At 58.8% G+C, this 17,784-nt stretch carries 19 protein-coding genes; 4 read left to right on the forward strand and 15 right to left on the reverse strand.

Translation table 11 applies throughout. From position 1 onward, the window contains the following. Nucleotides 1–33: 33 nt before the first annotated feature. The 9 genes from RF819_RS06345 to RF819_RS21660 are packed head-to-tail and all read right to left on the reverse strand — an operon-like array spanning nucleotide 34 to nucleotide 8,377. Nucleotides 34–1,242 (reverse strand): deoxyguanosinetriphosphate triphosphohydrolase, encoded by a 1,209-nt coding sequence (locus RF819_RS06345; protein WP_242472912.1) that lies wholly within the window; start codon nucleotides 1,240–1,242, stop codon nucleotides 34–36. A 49-nt stretch (nucleotides 1,243–1,291) separates the two neighbouring features. Then, nucleotides 1,292–2,398 carry a 3-dehydroquinate synthase gene (gene aroB, locus RF819_RS06350; protein WP_078364198.1) on the reverse strand — a complete coding sequence of 369 codons (1,107 nt, stop codon included), beginning with the start codon at nucleotides 2,396–2,398 and terminating at the stop codon, nucleotides 1,292–1,294. A gap of 20 nt (nucleotides 2,399–2,418) precedes the next feature. Next, nucleotides 2,419–2,943 carry a shikimate kinase gene (locus tag RF819_RS06355; RefSeq protein ID WP_078364199.1) on the reverse strand — a complete coding sequence of 175 codons (525 nt, stop codon included), beginning with the start codon at nucleotides 2,941–2,943 and terminating at the stop codon, nucleotides 2,419–2,421. 29 nt (nucleotides 2,944–2,972) lie between these two features. Then, nucleotides 2,973–5,024, reverse strand: coding sequence for a type IV pilus secretin PilQ (locus tag RF819_RS06360; protein WP_078364200.1), 2,052 nt, complete (start codon nucleotides 5,022–5,024; stop codon nucleotides 2,973–2,975). Further along, nucleotides 5,021–5,566 carry a pilus assembly protein PilP gene (locus RF819_RS06365; protein ID WP_078364201.1) on the reverse strand — a complete coding sequence of 182 codons (546 nt, stop codon included), beginning with the start codon at nucleotides 5,564–5,566 and terminating at the stop codon, nucleotides 5,021–5,023. The genes RF819_RS06360 and RF819_RS06365 overlap by 4 nt, the downstream gene beginning before the upstream one ends. Then, nucleotides 5,563–6,231, reverse strand: a complete 669-nt coding sequence (locus tag RF819_RS06370) for a type IV pilus inner membrane component PilO (protein ID WP_078364202.1) — start codon at nucleotides 6,229–6,231, stop codon at nucleotides 5,563–5,565. Before RF819_RS06370 ends, RF819_RS06365 begins: the two co-directional genes overlap by 4 nt. 11 nt (nucleotides 6,232–6,242) lie before the next feature. After that, a complete protein-coding gene (locus RF819_RS06375) occupies nucleotides 6,243–6,878 on the reverse strand; it encodes a PilN domain-containing protein (RefSeq protein ID WP_078364203.1) in 636 nt (211 codons plus the stop codon). Beyond that, entirely contained in the window at nucleotides 6,875–7,954 is a 1,080-nt protein-coding gene (locus RF819_RS06380) for a pilus assembly protein PilM (RefSeq protein ID WP_078364204.1), read from the reverse strand. Before RF819_RS06380 ends, RF819_RS06375 begins: the two co-directional genes overlap by 4 nt. A 9-nt stretch (nucleotides 7,955–7,963) precedes the next feature. Then, nucleotides 7,964–8,377, reverse strand: coding sequence for a hypothetical protein (locus RF819_RS21660; RefSeq protein ID WP_244899950.1), 414 nt, complete (start codon nucleotides 8,375–8,377; stop codon nucleotides 7,964–7,966). Between RF819_RS21660 and RF819_RS06390 the strand changes: the two genes are divergently transcribed. After that, the gene (locus RF819_RS06390) at nucleotides 8,316–10,616 is read left to right on the forward strand and encodes a penicillin-binding protein 1A (RefSeq protein ID WP_242472716.1); all 2,301 of its coding nucleotides are present in this window, start codon (nucleotides 8,316–8,318) and stop codon (nucleotides 10,614–10,616) included. The two genes, RF819_RS21660 and RF819_RS06390, sit on opposite strands and share 62 nt — an antisense overlap. 26 nt (nucleotides 10,617–10,642) lie before the next feature. Here RF819_RS06390 and cyaY read toward each other — a convergent pair whose 3' ends face one another. Then, on the reverse strand, nucleotides 10,643–10,975 hold the full coding sequence (gene cyaY, locus RF819_RS06395; protein ID WP_078364207.1) for an iron donor protein CyaY: 333 nt from the start codon (nucleotides 10,973–10,975) through the stop codon (nucleotides 10,643–10,645). A gap of 14 nt (nucleotides 10,976–10,989) precedes the next feature. Between cyaY and lptM the strand changes: the two genes are divergently transcribed. Then, nucleotides 10,990–11,226 carry an LPS translocon maturation chaperone LptM gene (gene lptM / locus RF819_RS06400; protein ID WP_207160716.1) on the forward strand — a complete coding sequence of 79 codons (237 nt, stop codon included), beginning with the start codon at nucleotides 10,990–10,992 and terminating at the stop codon, nucleotides 11,224–11,226. A gap of 65 nt (nucleotides 11,227–11,291) precedes the next feature. Here lptM and RF819_RS06405 read toward each other — a convergent pair whose 3' ends face one another. The 3 genes from RF819_RS06405 to RF819_RS06415 form a co-directional block, all read right to left on the reverse strand. After that, complete coding sequence (locus tag RF819_RS06405) at nucleotides 11,292–11,951, reverse strand: protein-methionine-sulfoxide reductase heme-binding subunit MsrQ (protein ID WP_078364209.1); 660 nt, start codon at nucleotides 11,949–11,951, stop codon at nucleotides 11,292–11,294. Beyond that, nucleotides 11,951–12,949: a protein-methionine-sulfoxide reductase catalytic subunit MsrP gene (gene msrP / locus RF819_RS06410; RefSeq protein WP_078364210.1), complete on the reverse strand. Its 999-nt coding sequence runs from the start codon at nucleotides 12,947–12,949 to the stop codon at nucleotides 11,951–11,953. Before msrP ends, RF819_RS06405 begins: the two co-directional genes overlap by 1 nt. Nucleotides 12,950–13,158: 209 nt before the next feature. After that, entirely contained in the window at nucleotides 13,159–13,785 is a 627-nt protein-coding gene (locus RF819_RS06415) for a c-type cytochrome (RefSeq protein ID WP_078364211.1), read from the reverse strand. A 156-nt stretch (nucleotides 13,786–13,941) separates the two neighbouring features. Between RF819_RS06415 and yihA the strand changes: the two genes are divergently transcribed. Beyond that, nucleotides 13,942–14,592: a ribosome biogenesis GTP-binding protein YihA/YsxC gene (gene yihA / locus RF819_RS06420; protein ID WP_200224040.1), complete on the forward strand. Its 651-nt coding sequence runs from the start codon at nucleotides 13,942–13,944 to the stop codon at nucleotides 14,590–14,592. A gap of 50 nt (nucleotides 14,593–14,642) precedes the next feature. Here yihA and RF819_RS06425 read toward each other — a convergent pair whose 3' ends face one another. Together RF819_RS06425 and RF819_RS06430 are read right to left on the reverse strand one after the other, a co-directional pair. Then, nucleotides 14,643–15,512: an LpxL/LpxP family acyltransferase gene (locus tag RF819_RS06425; RefSeq protein WP_078364213.1), complete on the reverse strand. Its 870-nt coding sequence runs from the start codon at nucleotides 15,510–15,512 to the stop codon at nucleotides 14,643–14,645. A 55-nt stretch (nucleotides 15,513–15,567) separates the two neighbouring features. Then, nucleotides 15,568–16,407: a lysophospholipid acyltransferase family protein gene (locus RF819_RS06430; protein WP_078364214.1), complete on the reverse strand. Its 840-nt coding sequence runs from the start codon at nucleotides 16,405–16,407 to the stop codon at nucleotides 15,568–15,570. Nucleotides 16,408–16,602: 195 nt separating this feature from the next. Here RF819_RS06430 and metK point away from each other — a divergent pair, with 195 nt between their 5' ends. Then, nucleotides 16,603–17,784, forward strand: coding sequence for a methionine adenosyltransferase (gene metK / locus RF819_RS06435; protein ID WP_078364215.1), 1,182 nt, complete (start codon nucleotides 16,603–16,605; stop codon nucleotides 17,782–17,784).

Below are 17,784 nucleotides of genomic sequence, written 5' to 3' on the forward strand. Positions count from 1 at the left end.
TGCGCGGCCGCGCTGGTTGTGCAGTGGCAGGCATCATGACAGCAGCCGCTTTCCGGTCAGGCGCTCATGCTCACGCAGGGCAAAACGGTCGGTCATGCCGGCGATGTAGTCGGCCACCACCCGCGCGGTCAGGCGCGGGCCATCTGCCGACACATCGGTTACCGCCTGATGGGCTTGTTGGATGTGGTGCTGGTACGACTCGGGCAACTCATCGGGCGAACAGGTGTAAGCAGCAAACAGCTCGGTCACCACCACCCGCGCCTGGCCGGTGGTGTGGGCCACCTGCGGATGTCGGTACAGCTGTTCCAACAAAAAGGCCTTGAGGGCTTTGGATTGCGCGCGCATCTCCGGGCCAAATTGCACCAGCGGTGGCAAGGCCCGCACGGCTTGCACATCGGCAGGTTGAGCTGCGTCCAACGCGGCCTGGGTGGCGGCAATCACGTCATAAATCTGGCTGCTGAGCATGCGCCGGATCGACTCGTACAACAGGCGCCGTCCCTGGTGCCGCTGACCCAGCTGGGGATGCTCTTTGAGCGCCTGCAGCCGGAATTGCTCAAACAGCGTCAGCGCCTGCAGCTGCTCCAGCGTGATCAGGCCCGAGCGCACACCATCGTCGATGTCATGGGCGTTGTAGGCAATCTCGTCGGCCAGGTTGCACAGCTGGGCTTCCAGGCTGGGCTGCTGGTGTACCAGAAAACGGTGGCCCACACCGCCGGGCTCGGCGCGCTCCAGGACTTCGGCATCCCGCCGCGAGCAGTGTTTGAGAATGCCTTCGCGGGTCTCGAACGTGAGGTTCAGCCCGTCAAATTCAGGGTAGCGCTCTTCAAGCAGGTCGACGATGCGCAGGCTTTGCAGGTTGTGCTCGAAACCACCAAACTCGGCCATGCAGGCGTTGAGCGCGTCCTGCCCCGCGTGGCCAAACGGGGTGTGCCCGACGTCATGCACCAGCGCAATGGTTTCCACCAGGTCCTCGTTGAGGCCCAGCGTGCGCGCCACCGAGCGCCCGAGCTGCGCCACTTCCAGCGAATGCGTCAAGCGGGTGCGAAACAGGTCCCCTTCGTGGTTCAGGAACACCTGGGTTTTGTAGACCAGCCGCCGAAACGCGGTGCTGTGCACAATGCGGTCGCGGTCACGCTGGTACTCGGTGCGCGTGGGCGCGGGCGGCTGCGCAAAGCGCCGACCACGTGACTTGGCCGGGTCACAGGCGTACGGTGCCAGCACCATGTTTGTATGAGAAATCATGCTCTAGCCCTTGTAAATAAAGGGCACATTGCTATCGTTTCAGGGACTGTCACGCGCAACAGGCATCAATCACCTGGCGCACCACAGCGTCCGGCGCACTACGCACACAGGCGCTGCCGGGTTTGTCGATCAACACAAACTTGATCTCGCCAGCTTCCGACTTCTTGTCCACACGCATCAGTTCCAGATAACGCCCGGCGTTGTCGGTCTCCGACAGTCGCGGCGCCCTGACTGGTAGTCCGGCTTTGGTTATCAAGGTGCTGAGACGGTGAACAAAAAAGGCGTCCACCAAACCCAGTCGTGCCGACAACTGCGCGGCCATCACCATGCCACAGCCCACCGCCTCACCGTGTAACCAGGCCCCAAAACCCAGACCGGCTTCGATGGCATGGCCAAAGGTGTGGCCAAAATTCAGGATGGCACGCAGGCCAGACTCGCGTTCGTCCTGCCCCACCACCCAGGCCTTGATCTCACAACTGCGTTTGACGATATGCGCCAAAGCCACCGGCTCACGCGCCAGCACCGCCTCCAGGTTACCCTCCAGCCAGGCCAGGAAATCCATGTCGGCAATCGGCCCGTATTTGATGACCTCGGCCAGACCGGCGCTGAGTTCACGCTGCGGCAAGCTCTTGAGGGTGTCCAGATCACACACCACCTTGAGCGGCTGGTAAAACGCGCCAATCATGTTCTTGCCCAGCGGGTGGTTGATCGCGGTTTTGCCGCCCACCGACGAGTCCACCTGCGCCAGCAGCGTGGTGGGTACCTGCACAAATGGCACACCGCGCATGTAACTGGCCGCGGCAAAACCGGTCATATCCCCCACCACGCCACCCCCCAGGGCAAACAGTGTGGTTTTGCGGTCGCAGCCGTGCCTCAGCAAGGCATCAAAAATCAGGTTCAAACTCTCCCAGGTCTTGAAGGCCTCACCGTCCGGCAACACCACGGTGAACACCTTGCCGTAGTGCGCGGCCAGTGCCTTTTCCAACTGCGGCGCGTACAGTGGCCCCACGGTGGTATTGGTCACAATCAGCGCGGCCGCCGACTTGGGCAACTGGGCGTAACTCAAGGGGTTATCTAAGAGCGAGCCACGGATAGCAATGTGGTAACTGCGATCGGCCAGCTCAATGGCCACGGTTTGAAGATCTGAAGCTGTCATGCCTCAGAGTTTAGAGGGTTTCAGACCGTACCCACGCTGCCGTCGAGCTCGAGTTGCATCAGGATCATGTTGACCAAGCTGGCCACCGAGGGCCGCCCAGTATCCACCTGGAAATGGGCAGTTTCCTTGTACAAAGGGTGGCGTTGGCTATAGAGATCACGCAACCGTCCCAGAGGGTCTGCTACTTGCAGGAGCGGGCGATTTTTGTCATGACGCAAGCGTCTAAACAGGTCGTCTGGCGAAGAATTCAGGTAGACCACCTTGGTGCGCGAATGCAGATTGACCCGGTTCGCCGGTCTAAGCACCGCACCGCCCCCCGTGGACAACACCCCCTCGGGCACTTGCGTCAACGTATCGATGACGTCGGCTTCGATGTCGCGAAACCGCGCCTCACCCTCGCGCTCGAAGAACTCACGAATCGAGCAGCCCAACTGCTGCTCAATCACCGTGTCCGAGTCGAGGAACGGCAACCGCAGGCGCCGTGAAAGCAAACGGCCAACGGTGGTTTTACCCGAGCCCGGCAGGCCGATGAGACTGATGGTCAATTTGAAGGGACGTCCTCTACAACGATCCCTTAACGGGCGACTTTGTCCTTGAGCACCCGCGGGGTGATAAAGACCAGCATTTCGCGTTTTTCGGTCGAGTTCACAGTCCGTTTGAACAAGTTCCCCACGCCCGGCAAATCCCCCAGGAGCGGCACCTTGTCAATTGTGTTCGAGGTGTCTTCGGTAAAGATGCCCCCCACCACCACCGTGCCGCCGTTCTCCACCAGCACCTGGGTCTGGATGTGTTTGGTATCGATCGCATATCCGGCATCGGTGCTGATACCACGGGTGTCCTTGGTCACATCCAGCGCGAGAATAATGCCCCCCTCTGGTGTGATCTGGGGCGTGACTTCCAGCTTCAGGTTGGCCTTGCGAAACGCAATCGAGGTGGCGCCACTGGACGAGGCCACTTGGTACGGGAACTCGGTGCCCTGCTCGATCAAGGCCTTGATCTGGTCCGCCGTGATAAGGCGCGGGCTGGAGATCACCTTGCCCTTGCCGTCCGCTTCCAGAGCAGAGATTTCAAGGTTCAAGAACTTGGTGGCAGACGAGTTGAAAATCGAAAATGCCACAGCGGCTCCCCCCGCCACCGGGAAGTTGACAAAGCTGCCGGAAGTTGTGCCAGCCCGGCCACTGGTATAGTTTGAGCCAATCGATGCATTTGAGCTGCTGCTGCCGCCACCCAAACGCACACCCAGCGACTTGCTGAAGGTGTCCGAGGCTTCCACAATGCGCGCCTCAATCATCACTTGGCGCACCGGGATATCCAGTTTGTCGATCAACTGCTGAACCTGCTCCAACTTCGCAGGAATGTCTGTCACAAACAACTGATTGGTACGAGCCTCCGCAATCACACTGCCGCGTGCACTGAGCAAGCGAGACGACGCACCAGAACCACCAGTACCGGTGGCGGTTAACTGAGCCGCCACTTCTGCGGCCTTGGTGTAGTTCATCTGAAACGACTGGGTTCGCAGAGGCTCCAAGCTCTGCACAGCGGCTGCCGACTCCAGATCAAGCTTTTCCTTGGCATTGATTTCGTCTTTGGGCGCAATCCACAACACATTGCCGGTCTTGCGCATGCCCAGGCCCTTGGCCTGCAGGATGATGTCCAACGCCTGATCCCAGGGCACGTCCTGCAAACGCAGCGTCACAGCCCCATTGACGGAGTCAGAGGTGATCACGTTGAAATTCGTAAAGTCTGCAATCACCTGCAGCAAGGAGCGGACTTCAATGTTCTGGAAATTGAGCGACAGTTTTTGCCCACTGTAACCCGGGCCTTGGGTCAACTTCGAAGTATCCACCTTGACCGGCTTGACCTCAACGACAAACTCCGAGTTGCTCTGGTAGGCACTGTGCACCCAGTCGCCTTGGGGCTCAATCACCATGCGCACGCGGTCACCACTTTGGCTGGTGGTGATGGTTTTGACCGGTGTACCAAAATCAGTCACATCCAGACGCCTACGCAACCCCTCCGGCAAGGTGGTTTTCATGAACTCCACCACCAGCGTCTGACCCTGTTGACGGATGTCGACACCCACCTGGTCATTGGGCAAGGAAACAATGATGCGCCCGGATGCGTCAGCCCCACGACGAAAATCCAGGTCGCGCAACGGCGAAGCGTCGCGAACCACAGTTTGCGCAAATACCTTGGGCACTTCGGCCGCGGCAACATCCGCGACTGCGTCCAGTGACACATACAGGGACTTGCCCTGAATTTGGGTCTTGTAAGCCGTGTATTGTTTGAGATTCAACACCACACGGGTGCGATCCCCTGCCTGAACCACGCTGACGGATTTGAGATTGCCTTGGTTGATGTCCACAGAAGAGCGCCCCATGGCACTCACCACACCCGGAAAATCAAGCGCAATTCTGGCGGGAGACTGGATGGAAAACCCGGTTGGTACAGTCGGCAGGGCTTCACTCAAATCAATCTTGACAACTTCTGAGCCGCCTTGCATAGAACCCGTCACAGCCTCAATGGCGATCTGGGCCTGCGCCGTCGCCGTGGCCAACAACAAGCTGGCGACAAGCCAAACCCGGCTGCCAAACCGGCCAAATAAATAATGGTGTTGGGTTTTCATTTTGACCTCTCTTGCAGCTGCAATGACGCAGTGCGTTCAATCCACTCACCCGCTGCGTCCTGAACAATTTCACGCAGGGTGACTTCTGTCTCAACGATTTTTGTTATGCGGCCATAGTTCTGTCCCAAATGCTCCCCTACACGGACTTGATACAACAATTTGCCCACAGTTACCAACGCAACGGGTTTGCCGTCGCGAACCATGCTGCCCACCAAGGCGATCGTGTCCAGAGGGAACTCCTCAAGTGGCTCTTTACGTCGCATCAACTCCGGCTCAAGCAAAGCGGCGTTGGAAGAGGCTTGTGCTGAATCCTTCTTCAGCGCCAAGGTCAGCTTCTTGGCACTGAAGGGGTCAAACTCGGTTGTCTCGGTGTAATTTTCTGGCTTGAACTGCTTGGGTTCGGACAAGGGAACCACTTTGGGAAACGTCTGGCTTTTTTGCTGCGCCATCCATTCACGCAGTTCGTTCTCAGACGCACCGGTACACGCACTCAACACCGTCAGAGGCAACAACAGCGAAAAAATCAAACGACGGGCGCTCATTTTTTGGCTCCAGCCGTGGCTTTGCGCTGGGCGCTGACCTCTTGTGCATCCAGGTAACGAAAGGTCTTGGCAACAGCCTCCATCGCCAAGGCATTGTCCTTGACCGGCACAATCGACATGTTGTTGAGCGTCACAATCCGCGACAGGTTGGAAATATCGGCTGCAAATGAACCAATATCGTGGTAGCGCCCTGTCACTCTCACGGATATAGGCAGCTCTGCATAGTATTCACGCACCACGACTTGGCCCGGCCGGAACAAGTCAAACTGCAAACTTCGGCCAATACCCGCCTGGTTGATGTCCGATAACAAGGCATCCATCTCCGCTTTGCTGGGCAGCTGCTTCTCCAACTGCGTCACATACTGCTGAACCTGCTCACGCTGCTTCTTGAGGGCCTCAAGGTTCACGGCTTTGGCCAACTTGACTTGGTACTCATCTCGCAACTTGACCTCCTGCTCCTGTGCAGCGATCAGCTCATCCTTTGAGTCGGTCAACCAAATAAACCATAAAAAAACAACCACCGCCAGCGCCAGCACAGCAAACAGGGTTTGACGAGGCAAGTTGGGCCAGTTGGATGGGTCCTTGCTATCTAGGTTGCGGAACTGTTCAGCAGCAGCGTCCAGCCAAGGCTTGAAATCGACAGAAAAGTTAAGAGACTTTGCCATAGTTCAAGCCATCACTTTGCCAAAGGGGAAGAAGCTGCAGCCAGTTTGCCCGCAGCACTCACAGGCGGCACAACGTTGCCCGCTTCGCCTGCCCGCACCAGCTTCACATTGATTTTGAAATTGGCAACCCGACGCTGGTCACGCGGTGTCAGGCTGACAGACCCGGCCACAATTTCGATCAGCTCCGGGCGATTCAACCAAGCAGACTTGGTGCTCAGGTTACGCAACAACTCGGACACACGTTCATTCGACTGCGACACGCCCTGCAAAGCCACACTTTGCCCCTCCTGCCGCATGCTGGTGATGTAAACACCTTCAGGCAACTGCCCGACCAACTCAGTGAGCAAATGGACCGGCATGTTGCGATCCGCCTGCAAGTCTTCCACCGCCTGCTGGCGGGCACGCAAAGCGGCAATCTCGGCCTCCAAACCCGCAATGTCTTTGATTTGCCGGTCAAACTGGGCAATTTCAGAACTCAGTATCTGGTTCTTGTCCTGCTGATCAGAGATTTGTGCATGAAACCACAGATAAATACACCCCGCAAGCAATCCGCCTGCCAAGACGGACATCATCAATCCAACATTGAACACATCCTTGCGGCGTTTGCGAGCGGCTTCCCGGTGGGGAAGTAGATTGATCAGTATCACTGCAAAAATCTCCGCAAAGCCAAGCCACAAGAGGTGAGGTAAGACGGCGCCTCGCGCTCCATTTTGTTGAGCCGAATCGAAGGCGACATCTCCATACCTTCAAACGGATTCACAACACTGCAGGCAAACCCGGTTTGTTGGGTGACAGCCGCTGTCAACCCGGGCAGGGACGCCGACCCGCCAGCAAGCATCACCCTGTCCACCTTGTTGTGCGGACTGCTGGTGAAAAAGAACTGCAGCGCACGGCTGACTTCCTGCACCAGACTTTCGAGAAACGGCTGCAACACCAACGCCTTGTAATCATCAGGCAACTCACCGGTGCGCTTTTTGCTCTCAGCTTCTTCCAGTGAAAAACCGTACTGCCGAATGATCATCTGGGTGAGCTGCGCACCACCAAAAGCCTGATCGCGGTCATACAGTACTTCATCATTGCGAATGACCTGCATGCTGGTGGTCATGGCACCGACCTCAAACAAGGCCACGATGCTGCCAACACCTTGGTTGGGCATGTTGGCGATCAGTCGACTGGCCGCCAGCCGGGAAGCATAGGACTCCACATCCACAATCACGGGCTTCAAGCCTGCCGCCTCTGCCAAGCCTTGAATGTCTTGCACTTTTTCGCGCCGAGAAGCGGCAATCAGCACCTCGACATCCCCCGAAGAATTGGCACTCGGACCCACAATACAAAAGTCCAAGCTGACCTCATCCAAGGGAAACGGGATGTACTGGTTGGCCTCGGTCTCAACCTGAAGCTCCAGCTCTTGGTCAGACAAGCCCCCTGGTAGCACAATTTTTTTGGTGATCACCGCTGACGGGGGCAGCGCCATGGCGACATTTCTGGTTTTGGTGCCACTCTTTTTGACCAGTCGACGCACCGCATCGGCCACTTCGTCGAACTTTTCGATGTTGCCATCCGTGATCCAGCCCCGCTCCAGCGGAATGATCGCGCAGTTCTCCAAAATCAACTTTCCCGCCCGATCCTGACCCAGCTCAACCAGCTTGACGCTTGACGAACTGACATCCAAACCCAGCATGGCTGCAGGTTGACGACTGAATAACGAGCCCAAAGAAAGCAATATGGTCCCCTATTTGGCGTGGCAAAAATCGAGCTTGTCTTGAGAAATCACTTGAATGCTATCAGTAAGATCATTGTCCAGCAAAGATATTTCGACTTTTTTCAGACGATGAACGTTGCCAAAATGCAGATCATAAGTCCGACCAGCGCCCCAAAAGCACGCCAAGCCGTCAGAACCTGGTCTCTTGCCACGGATCGGAATGCGATACTTCAAGCCCTGATGCATTCCCGCTTTGATACCGGGTTGACGCCGGTAAGCACCTGTCATGCCTGAAACACCCCCACCCACTCCCCCCGTTGCCCCCCAGACGGTTCCTCCCAAAAAGCGCCGCCCGATGCACTGGGCTGTCAAGTTGCCTTTGATGGTCGGCGGCGTGTTGTTGGCCGGTTTGGCTTCGCTGTTGATGATTGTGGCGATTGCCATGGCCATGGCCTACCCCAATCTGCCCGATGTCTCGGAGTTGTCTGACTACCGCCCGAAGTTGCCGCTGCGCGTCTTTTCGGCCGAAGGCACCCTGATTGGGGAATTTGGTGAGGAGCGGCGCCATCTGACGCCCATCAAAGACATCCCCAAGGTCATGAAAGATGCGGTGCTGGCCATCGAAGATGCCCGGTTCTATCAGCATGGTGGGGTGGATTACATTGGTGTGGCACGCGCCGCGCTGGCGAATCTGGGCCAGATCAAGAGCCAGGGCGCATCGACCATCACCATGCAGGTGGCGCGCAATGTGTATCTGTCGTCTGAAAAAACCTACACGCGCAAGATTTACGAGATTTTGTTGACCTTCAAGATGGAGCACTTGCTGAGCAAGGACCAGATTCTTGAGATCTACATGAACCAGATTTTTCTCGGCAACCGCGCCTATGGTTTTGCTGCAGCCTCCGAGGCCTATTTTGGCAAGCAGCTGAAGGACATCAGCGTGGCAGAAGCCGCCATGCTGGCGGGTTTGCCCAAGGCCCCGTCGGCCTACAACCCCATCAGCAACCCCAAACGCGCCAAAACACGCCAGCTCTACATCATCCAGCGCATGCTCGAAAACGGCTTCATCACCCCCGAGCAGGCCGAACTCGCCACGCAAGAGGTGGTGAAGATCAGGTCCTCGGCCGACAGCGCCCAAGTACACGCCGAATACTTCACGGAAACCGTGCGCCAGCTGATTTACGCCCAGTATGGCGACTCGACCTACACCCGTGGTCTGAACGTCTACACCACGCTGCGGGCGGCCGACCAGATCGCCGCCTACCAGGCCCTGCGCCGGGGCATCATGAATTACGAACGTCGGCAGGTGTACCGGGGCCCGGAGAAGTTTGTCAGCATGCCCCAGGACGCCCAAGGCACCGAAGATGTGATTGACGAGGCCCTGCTGGAGCATCCTGACAACGGTGATGTGTTGTCCGCCGTGGTGCTGGAGGCCAACCCCAAGATGATCAAGGCGATCCGCCAAAACGGTGACATCGTCGAAATCACCGGAGAGGGCCTCAAACCTGCGCAATCAGGCTTGTCCGACAAAGCCCCCTCCAACATCAAGATCCGCCGGGGTGCGGTGATCCGTATTGTCCAGACGCCCAAGTCCACCTGGGAGATCACCCAGTTGCCTGAAGTCGAAGGCGCCTTTGTGGCGATTGACCCCCGGACCGGCGCGATCCGGGCGCTGGTCGGTGGTTTTGATTTCGAGAAAAACAAGTTCAACCACGTCACCCAGGCCTGGCGCCAGCCGGGCTCCAGCTTCAAGCCCTTCATTTATTCAGCCGCTCTTGAAAACGGGGTGACCCCAGCCACCATCGTCAACGATGGTCCGCTCTTTTTCAGCGCGGGCGTCACCGGCGGGCAGCCTTGGGAGCCCAAAAACTACGACGGCAAGTTTGAAGGCCCGATGAGCCTGCGACGTGGTTTGGCACTGTCCAAGAACATGGTCTCGATCCGGGTCTTGCAGGTTGTCGGGGCGCAACACGCTCAGGACTGGGTCACCCGTTTTGGTTTTGATGCAGAGAAACACCCGGCCTACCTGACGATGGCGCTGGGCGCGGGTTCGGTGACCCCGATGCAGATGGCCACCGCCTACTCGGTGTTTGCCAACGGTGGCTACCGCGTCAACCCCTGGATTGTGTCGAGTATCACCGACCAAAAAGGCAGGGTTCTGGCCCAAACCCCGGTGCCTGTGCTCGATGAGTCGGTGCGAGCCATTGATGCACGCAATGCCTTTGTCATGGACAGTCTGCTGCAGGAGGTGGCTCGTTCCGGCACGGCAGCCTCAGCACAAGCCAAGCTAAAGCGGCCTGACCTGTTCGGCAAAACCGGTACCACCAACGACTCCATGGATGCGTGGTTTGCCGGTTTTCAGCCCAGCCTGGCTGCAGTGACTTGGATTGGTTATGACACACCACGCAAACTGGGTAGCCGGGAAACGGGTGGCGGCTTGAGCTTGCCGGTGTGGATTGAGTTCATGGCACAAGCCCTCAAGAATGTGCCCGTGGCCGAGCTGCCGGTACCAGAAGGTGTGGTCAACATCGATGGGGAGTGGTTCTTCAACGAATACACCAAGTCGACGGGCATTGCCACGCTGGGGCTGGATGGCGGCGGCAAAGCAGTCGACAGCCAACAGGTGATTCCGATGCCGGTGGCGGACGAGAAAAAGAAAATCCTCGATCTGTTTAAAAACTAGGCGGCCGCGCGGCAACGGCCTGAAATCTAGCTCGCCGCAAACACAAGCGGGCTGCCTGACTGTTCGCTGGCAAAACGCGACAGTGAGGCAAAAAACTCGCCCTGCCCCTTGGTATCCATCCACTGTTTGCCATCAAATTTGTAGTGATACCCACCGCTTTTGGCGGCCAGCCAGATCTCCTGCAAGGGCTTTTGCAGGTTGATCACAATCTGGCTGTGGTTGGCAAACACCAGCGTCACCATGCCGCCGGTGCGCTGGTTGTCAATGTCTGCGTTGGTCGCGTCGTTGATATGGTCACAGCTGGCCTCCACGGCTTTGAGCACACGTTCCGCCTGGTCCATAAATTCAGCATCGTTCATTACAATTCCACATCATGTTGATCCAACAAATTCTAGTCCGGGCCCTGGCCCTGTCAGCCACGGTTTCGCTACTGTCTGCCTGTGGTCAAACAGGGGCCCTGTACCTGCCCACGCCCCCGGCTGGAACTCATCGGGCCACACTGCCCGAGTCCCTGGTACCCCAGGTCTTCTCTCGGCCCGCTGCCACACCGGCTGCGGATGTGGCAAGCACCCCAGCCAAGGCCAGCAGCCAGCCTGTCGCCGCGCCCTGACCGCTCAAGGCGACGGCGGAGCTGTCACCGAACGCTCTTTCACTGATAGCATCCAGCCCTTTTATCTAAAGGGCTAGAGGCCTTTTTCTCATATATTTGGCGGCACGCACCAGACGCCAGCCCAGCAAATAGCCAAGGATGGCGGTGTACACCCACACCTCGGCCACATCGTTTTTGCCAGCACGCATCCAAAAAAAATGCAACAGCGCCAAGCCAGCCACGGCGTACACCAGCTGGTGCAGGCGCCGCCAGTGTTTGCCGCCCATCATGCGTACCACCCGATGCGGGGAGGTGAGGGCCAGAGCACATAGCAGCACAAAAGCCGCAAAGCCCACCAGAATGAAGGGCCGCTTCGGGATGTCGCGTGCGATGTCGCCCAGCTCAAAACCCATGTCCAGCCAGCTGTAACACAGCAGGTGCAGGCTGGCGTAAAAAAACACAAACAGTCCCAGCATGCGCCGCCAGCGCGCCAAGGCTGGCAACTGCAAACCGACACGCAAGGGTGTCAACGCCAGCACCAGACACAGGGCACGCAGCGTCCAGTCGCCGGTGCTTCGCACCAAGGCCTGGGCCGGGTTCGCACCCAACTGGTCAAAGACTGCCGCGCCCACCAGCACACACAGTGGCAGCAACATCAGACCGAACAGCAGCGGTTTGCTCCAGGGGTGTAGACACAGCGCATTGACAGCTGCGGCCCAACGCTGGGTGGGCACCACAATCGCCATCAGAAGAACTTCTTGAGGTCCATGCCCGCGTACAGCTGTCCGACCTGGGCCTCGTAGCCATTAAAAAGCAGGGTTTTGCGCTTTTTGGCAAACAGCCCGTCCTCGCCGATCCGACGTTCTGTGGCCTGGCTCCAGCGCGGATGGTCCACCGCCGGATTCACGTTGGAGTAAAAGCCGTACTCGCTCGCGGCGGCCTTGTTCCAGGCGGTTTGTGGCTGCTTGTCGGTGAAGCGGATCTTGACAATGCTTTTGCCACTTTTGAAGCCATATTTCCAGGGCACCACCAGGCGCAGCGGTGCACCACTTTGTTTGGGCAAGACCTCGCCATACATGCCAAATGCCAGCAAGGTCAGCGGGTGCATGGCCTCGTCCAGGCGCAAACCTTCCACATAGGGCCAGTCCAGCACCCGCGAACGAACCCCCGGCATGGTTTTGGGGTCCGCCAGCGTCACAAACTCCACATATTTGGCGCTGCCCAGCGGCTCCACCTTGCGGATCAGCGCCGACAGCGAGTACCCCAACCACGGGATCACCATCGACCAGCCCTCGACACAGCGCAGGCGGTAGATGCGCTCCTCCTGCGCACTGAGCTTGAGCAAATCTTCCAGCGCATAACGGCCCGGCTTTTTCACCAGCCCCTCGATCTCCACCTGCCAAGGGCTGGTAGGCAAAGCCTGGGCGTACTGCGCCGGGTCCGCCTTGTCGGTCCCGAATTCGTAGAAGTTGTTGTAGCTGCTGGCATCTTTGTAGTCGGTGACCTTCTCCATCGTCAGTGCACCCGGCGTGGCGCTCTTGATGGCCGCCAGCGCAGTGTGTTTGCCAGGTGGTGCCCAGGCCTGCGCCAGCGCCTCGCGCCCGGCCCAGCTGGCCAGCGCGGCTCCTGCCGCCCCACTGGCCATGAGGCGGATCATGTTGCGCCGCGATTGGTAGGCCGCCAGCGGTGTGATCTCACTGGGGATGGGGTGCACAAAACCTTGTGAATTGCTTTTGATCAACATGCCGATGGTCCTTGGGGAAAGCGAAGGGGGTGTCTGTCAGAAAGATTTACGCACAAATAGTTTCACCCCTGTTGGTCAAGGGTTGGTAAAGACACTGTGTACGCAGAAACCAAGCCGCTCAATGGCGGACGAAAAAAAAGCAGCCCACCCGTTGGCGGCTGCTTTTCTTAGCGGGACGACCGGGCTTGTTCAAGCCCTAGGCCGCAGCCTCACTTGAGGCTGGCCACGTACTCGGCCACGGCCTTGATCTCACGGTCGTTGAGCTTGGCCGCCACACCGGTCATTTGCAGGTTGTTGTTGCGCTCACCACTGCGGAAGGTGGTGAGTTGTGTCACCACGTAATTGGCTTGTTGGCCTTTCAGACGCGGGTACTGGGCGGGGATACCGGCTGCAGCCGGGCCATGGCAGCCCGCACAGGCCGGGATGTTGCGGTCCAGCACACCACCGAGGTAGATGCGTTTGCCCTGTGCAATCAGGTCGGCATCGGCAGCGGTGCCCGGAGCGGCCTTGTTGGTGGTCACCCAATAGGCGATGTTTTTCATGTCCTCGTCACTCAACATCGCGGAAAAACCGAGCATGATGGCGTTTTGACGCTTGCCGGCTTTGAACTCCTGCAGCTGTTTGATCAGGTACTCGGGATGTTGCTGGGCCAGCTTGGGGTAATCGGGTACCAAGGAATTGCCATCCGGCCCATGGCAGGCGACACACACCGCGGTAAAGCTGGCTTGACCTTTGGCCAAATCCGGCTTGGCTGCAGCAGCAGCCTCTTGCGCAAAACCAGACACCGCCGACATAGCCAGCGATGCAGCGACCAACACAGAGGAGATGAGCTTCATAGAGATCCCGGACAAGTCGTGAGTTCAAAAACCACTTGATTCTACAATGCTCAATTGCTTTAGATTGCCCCCATGACCACTCAAACCAGCCCCGCCGACCCCAAAACACCGAGTGTCGCCGCACCTGTGGCCACAGGCATCACCGCTGCCGAGGCTATGGGCTGGATGCACACGGCCAAATTCCTGACCACCGCGCCGCAGCTGCATTTTCTGCCGCCGCTCAGTGTGCCCGAGATCGCTTTTGTGGGGCGTTCCAACGCTGGCAAGTCGACCTGCATCAACACCTTGACACAGCAGAAGCAGCTGGCATTTGCCTCCAAAAAACCAGGCCGCACACAACACATCAACCTGTTTTCTCTGGGCAAACAGGGTGTGACCGACGCGGTGCTGGCCGATTTGCCCGGTTATGGCTACGCGGCTGTGCCCAAGCAGGACAAGATCCGCTGGCAACAGGTGATGGCCAACTATTTGGTGACGCGTGAGAACCTGAAAGCCATCGTGCTGATGTGTGACCCGCGCCATGGCCTGACCGAACTCGACGAGATCCTGCTCGACGTGGTGCGCCCCCGGGTGGAAGAGGGCCTGAAGTTTCTGGTGGTACTGACCAAAGCCGACAAACTGACCCGCTCGGAGCAGACCAAGGCCCTGTCGATCATGAAATTGCAGGCAGGCGGTGGTGAGGTCCGGTTGTTTTCAGCCACCAAGCGCCAGGGCATTGAGGACGTGGCCACGCTGCTGTGGCAGTGGGCACACCCCGAGGCCACCAGCGCTGCGGCCGCCGCCGCATCAACCAGCCCATCCGACTGATACCAAATCAATAGCTACCAGCCCTTTTATCATAAGGGCTAGAGGCCAATTTACCGATAGAAGTCAGCCTCACCCGGCGGCCGATCCTTGAAGCGTTTGTGGACCCAGTAGTACTGCTCAGGCATGGTGTTGATGTAGTTTTGCAGCTCTGCGTTCATACGTGCCGTGTCGGCGGTGGCGTCATCACTGGGGAAGTCTGACCAGGCTGGCAACACCTCCACGCTGTAGCCCGCGCGGGTCAGCCGAGTGATCACCGGAACCACCTTGGCGCGCCCGAGTTTGGCAAAACGTGACAGGCTCGGCACCGTGGCCGCACTCACCCCGTAAAACGGGACAAACACCGACTCATTGAGGCCAAAATTCATGTCGGGCAGCAGGTACAGCGGGTCACCCGCACGCAGCGCCGCCACAATGCTCTTGACACCGTCAGCACGCCCAAACAAGTGGCTGTTGCCAAAACGCTGGCGCCCGGCCAGGATCCAGGCGTCCATCAGCTTGTTGGTCTGGTCGGTGTAAATCGTGGTGAAGTGGCGTGGCAACTGCTGGGTCAGCGCAGTCCAGCCCGCATCCAGCCCGACAAAATGCGGCGCAAAAATCACCACCGGCTCGTTGCCAGTCAAGGCTTGTACATCACCCGTGAGCTGCAAACGCTCGCGCACCCGCTGCGGCGCACCATGCCAGAGCCAGCTGCGGTCCAGCCAGGCCTGCGCAAAATAGACAAACATCCGCCGTGTGCGCTGGCGGCACTCTGCCTCGCTCAGCTGGGGAAAACACAGGCGCAAATTGGTTCTGACAATCCGTCGGCGCGGCGTCACAAGCAGATACAACAACACACCCAGCACCACACCGAGCGCGCGCACCCAGGCCAACGGCAAGGGTGACAGAGCACGCATCAGGCGCAAACTCAAACGACTCAGCATGGGGCCGACTCCCGACTGGGGCAACGACAACAGATCCACAACAGACAGCGTTTTTTCATGCGGTGTGCGCCGTCTCACGCGGCTGTTTGTAGCGCGCGTATCCCCACAGGTATTGGGCAGGGCACTGCACAATCAGGCGCTGCATGGCCTGGTTGACGACAGCGGCGGCCTGACTCAGATCCGACGGCAACGCTTCGTGCAAAGGCGCCACATGCACCCGGTAACCCTGCCCCCTGGCCAAGCGTTCACCCCAGGCCAGCAGCACCGTGGCACCGGTTTGTTGCACCAGCCGCACCGACAAGGTCATGGTGTACGCGTCACGTCCAAAAAATGGGGCCATCACCCCCATGCCCTGCGGCGGCACCTGGTCGGGCAACAGCCCGACCGCCTCACCTTTTTTCAAGGCCTTGATCAGTTGTTTGACACCTGAGAGCGTGGTGGGTGCGGTCAGCAAACCCGGGCGCTGGCGCGAGGCCATCACCACCACGCGCAGCCAGGCTTGACGCGGTGGGCGAAACAGCACCGTCATCGGCTTCGCTGTCTGGCCATAACGCTGCGCATAGGCTTGCGCGGTGATCTCAAAGCAGCCCAGGTGCGGTGTCAGGAAAACCACACCGCAGCCCCGGGCCAAGGCGGCCTCCACATGCTCGGCACCATCCCACAACACAGGGACCGGGCGCCCCAGCCACAAACGCGGCAACTCAGCCACCAGCTTGCCACTCTCCCCCACAGCGGCCAACCAGTCCGACCTGGCCATGCCGGCCTGCTCTGCATTGGCCAGAAAACGGCGCCGATAGATCCCTGATGCGACAAACACCAGCCAGCCGAGCAACCAGCCCAGGGCATGCAGCCAGGCCAGTGGCATTCTGGACAGCAATTTGAAAAAAATGGCCATGGTGTGAGCTAAACTTGACACTGTCGCTGAGTTACGGAACTACTTGCAGGGCGACACACACAAGCAGGCACCCCACACGGGTCGCCATTGTGCCTTGTCAACACGTTGACACATCTGCTAAAGCGTTCGCCGAAAGCTCCCAAGGCCAAAAGCAACGCAAAAAAGGTTGTTAATTTTTCTTAGGAGCTTTTTTTCATGGCAAACGACTTTCTCTTCACCTCCGAATCCGTTTCTGAAGGCCATCCCGACAAGGTGGCAGACCAGATCTCCGACGCGATTCTGGACGCCATCTTCACCCAAGACCCGCGCAGCCGTGTCGCTGCCGAAACCCTGACCAACACCGGTCTGGTGGTACTGGCTGGTGAAATCACTACCAACGCCCATGTCGACTACATCCAGGTGGCACGCGACACCATCAAACGCATTGGCTACGACAACACCGAATATGGCATCGACTACAAAGGTTGCGCGGTGCTGGTGGCCTACGACAAACAAAGCAATGACATTGCCCAAGGTGTGGACCATGCCTCGGACGATCACCTGAACACCGGCGCTGGCGACCAGGGCCTGATGTTTGGTTACGCCTGCAACGAGACACCCGAGCTGATGCCCGCGCCCATTTATTACGCCCACCGCTTGGTGGAACGTCAGGCACAGCTGCGCAAGGACGGTCGCCTGCCCTTCTTGCGCCCGGACGCCAAGAGCCAGGTCACCATGCGCTACGTGGACGGCAAACCCCACAGCATTGACACCGTGGTGTTGTCGAGCCAACACGCCCCGGAATACAGCCTGGGCCACAAGATGACCGATGCCTTCTACGAGGCGGTGCGTGAAGAAATCATCAAACCCGTGCTGCCCAAGGAATGGCTGACCGCTGACACCAAGTACCTGATCAACCCGACCGGCCGTTTTGTGGTCGGTGGCCCGCAAGGTGATTGCGGCTTGACGGGGCGCAAGATCATTGTCGACACCTACGGTGGCGCCTGCCCGCACGGTGGCGGCGCCTTCAGCGGCAAGGACCCGAGCAAGGTCGACCGCTCGGCTGCCTACGCTGCCCGTTATGTCGCCAAGAACGTGGTGGCAGCTGGGCTAGCACGCCAGTGCCAGGTGCAGGTAGCCTATGCCATCGGTGTGGCCAAACCGATGAATGTCACGGTGTACACCGAAGGCACCGGTGTGATCCCGGACGAACAGATTGCCGCCCTGGTGAACATGCACTTTGACCTGCGTCCCAAGGGCATCATCCAGATGCTCGACCTGTTGCGTCCGATCTACGAAAAGACCGCAGCCTACGGCCACTTCGGTCGCGAAGAACCCGAGTTCACTTGGGAGCGCACCGACAAGGCCGTCGCACTGCGCGAAGCCGCTGGTCTGTAA

Source organism: Rhodoferax fermentans, assembly GCF_002017865.1.
Classification (GTDB): domain Bacteria; phylum Pseudomonadota; class Gammaproteobacteria; order Burkholderiales; family Burkholderiaceae_C; genus Rhodoferax; species Rhodoferax fermentans.

Excerpts from the sequence above, each read along its gene's own strand:
- yihA (WP_200224040.1), top strand. The coding sequence starts at position 13,942 with ATGGGCTGGATGCACACGGCCAAATTCCTGACCACCGCGCCGCAGCTG.
- RF819_RS21660 (WP_244899950.1), bottom strand. The coding sequence starts at position 8,377 with ATGGCAATCGCCACAATCATCAACAGCGAAGCCAAACCGGCCAACAAC.
- lptM (WP_207160716.1), top strand. The coding sequence starts at position 10,990 with ATGTTGATCCAACAAATTCTAGTCCGGGCCCTGGCCCTGTCAGCCACG.
- aroB (WP_078364198.1), bottom strand. The coding sequence starts at position 2,398 with ATGACAGCTTCAGATCTTCAAACCGTGGCCATTGAGCTGGCCGATCGC.
- RF819_RS06370 (WP_078364202.1), bottom strand. The coding sequence starts at position 6,231 with ATGGCAAAGTCTCTTAACTTTTCTGTCGATTTCAAGCCTTGGCTGGAC.
- RF819_RS06390 (WP_242472716.1), top strand. The coding sequence starts at position 8,316 with ATGGTCGGCGGCGTGTTGTTGGCCGGTTTGGCTTCGCTGTTGATGATT.
- RF819_RS06405 (WP_078364209.1), bottom strand. The coding sequence starts at position 11,951 with ATGGCGATTGTGGTGCCCACCCAGCGTTGGGCCGCAGCTGTCAATGCG.
- RF819_RS06365 (WP_078364201.1), bottom strand. The coding sequence starts at position 5,566 with ATGAGCGCCCGTCGTTTGATTTTTTCGCTGTTGTTGCCTCTGACGGTG.
- cyaY (WP_078364207.1), bottom strand. The coding sequence starts at position 10,975 with ATGAACGATGCTGAATTTATGGACCAGGCGGAACGTGTGCTCAAAGCC.
- RF819_RS06415 (WP_078364211.1), bottom strand. The coding sequence starts at position 13,785 with ATGAAGCTCATCTCCTCTGTGTTGGTCGCTGCATCGCTGGCTATGTCG.
- RF819_RS06430 (WP_078364214.1), bottom strand. The coding sequence starts at position 16,407 with ATGGCCATTTTTTTCAAATTGCTGTCCAGAATGCCACTGGCCTGGCTG.
- msrP (WP_078364210.1), bottom strand. The coding sequence starts at position 12,949 with ATGTTGATCAAAAGCAATTCACAAGGTTTTGTGCACCCCATCCCCAGT.
- RF819_RS06360 (WP_078364200.1), bottom strand. The coding sequence starts at position 5,024 with ATGAAAACCCAACACCATTATTTATTTGGCCGGTTTGGCAGCCGGGTT.
- RF819_RS06425 (WP_078364213.1), bottom strand. The coding sequence starts at position 15,512 with ATGCTGAGTCGTTTGAGTTTGCGCCTGATGCGTGCTCTGTCACCCTTG.
- metK (WP_078364215.1), top strand. The coding sequence starts at position 16,603 with ATGGCAAACGACTTTCTCTTCACCTCCGAATCCGTTTCTGAAGGCCAT.
- RF819_RS06345 (WP_242472912.1), bottom strand. The coding sequence starts at position 1,242 with ATGATTTCTCATACAAACATGGTGCTGGCACCGTACGCCTGTGACCCG.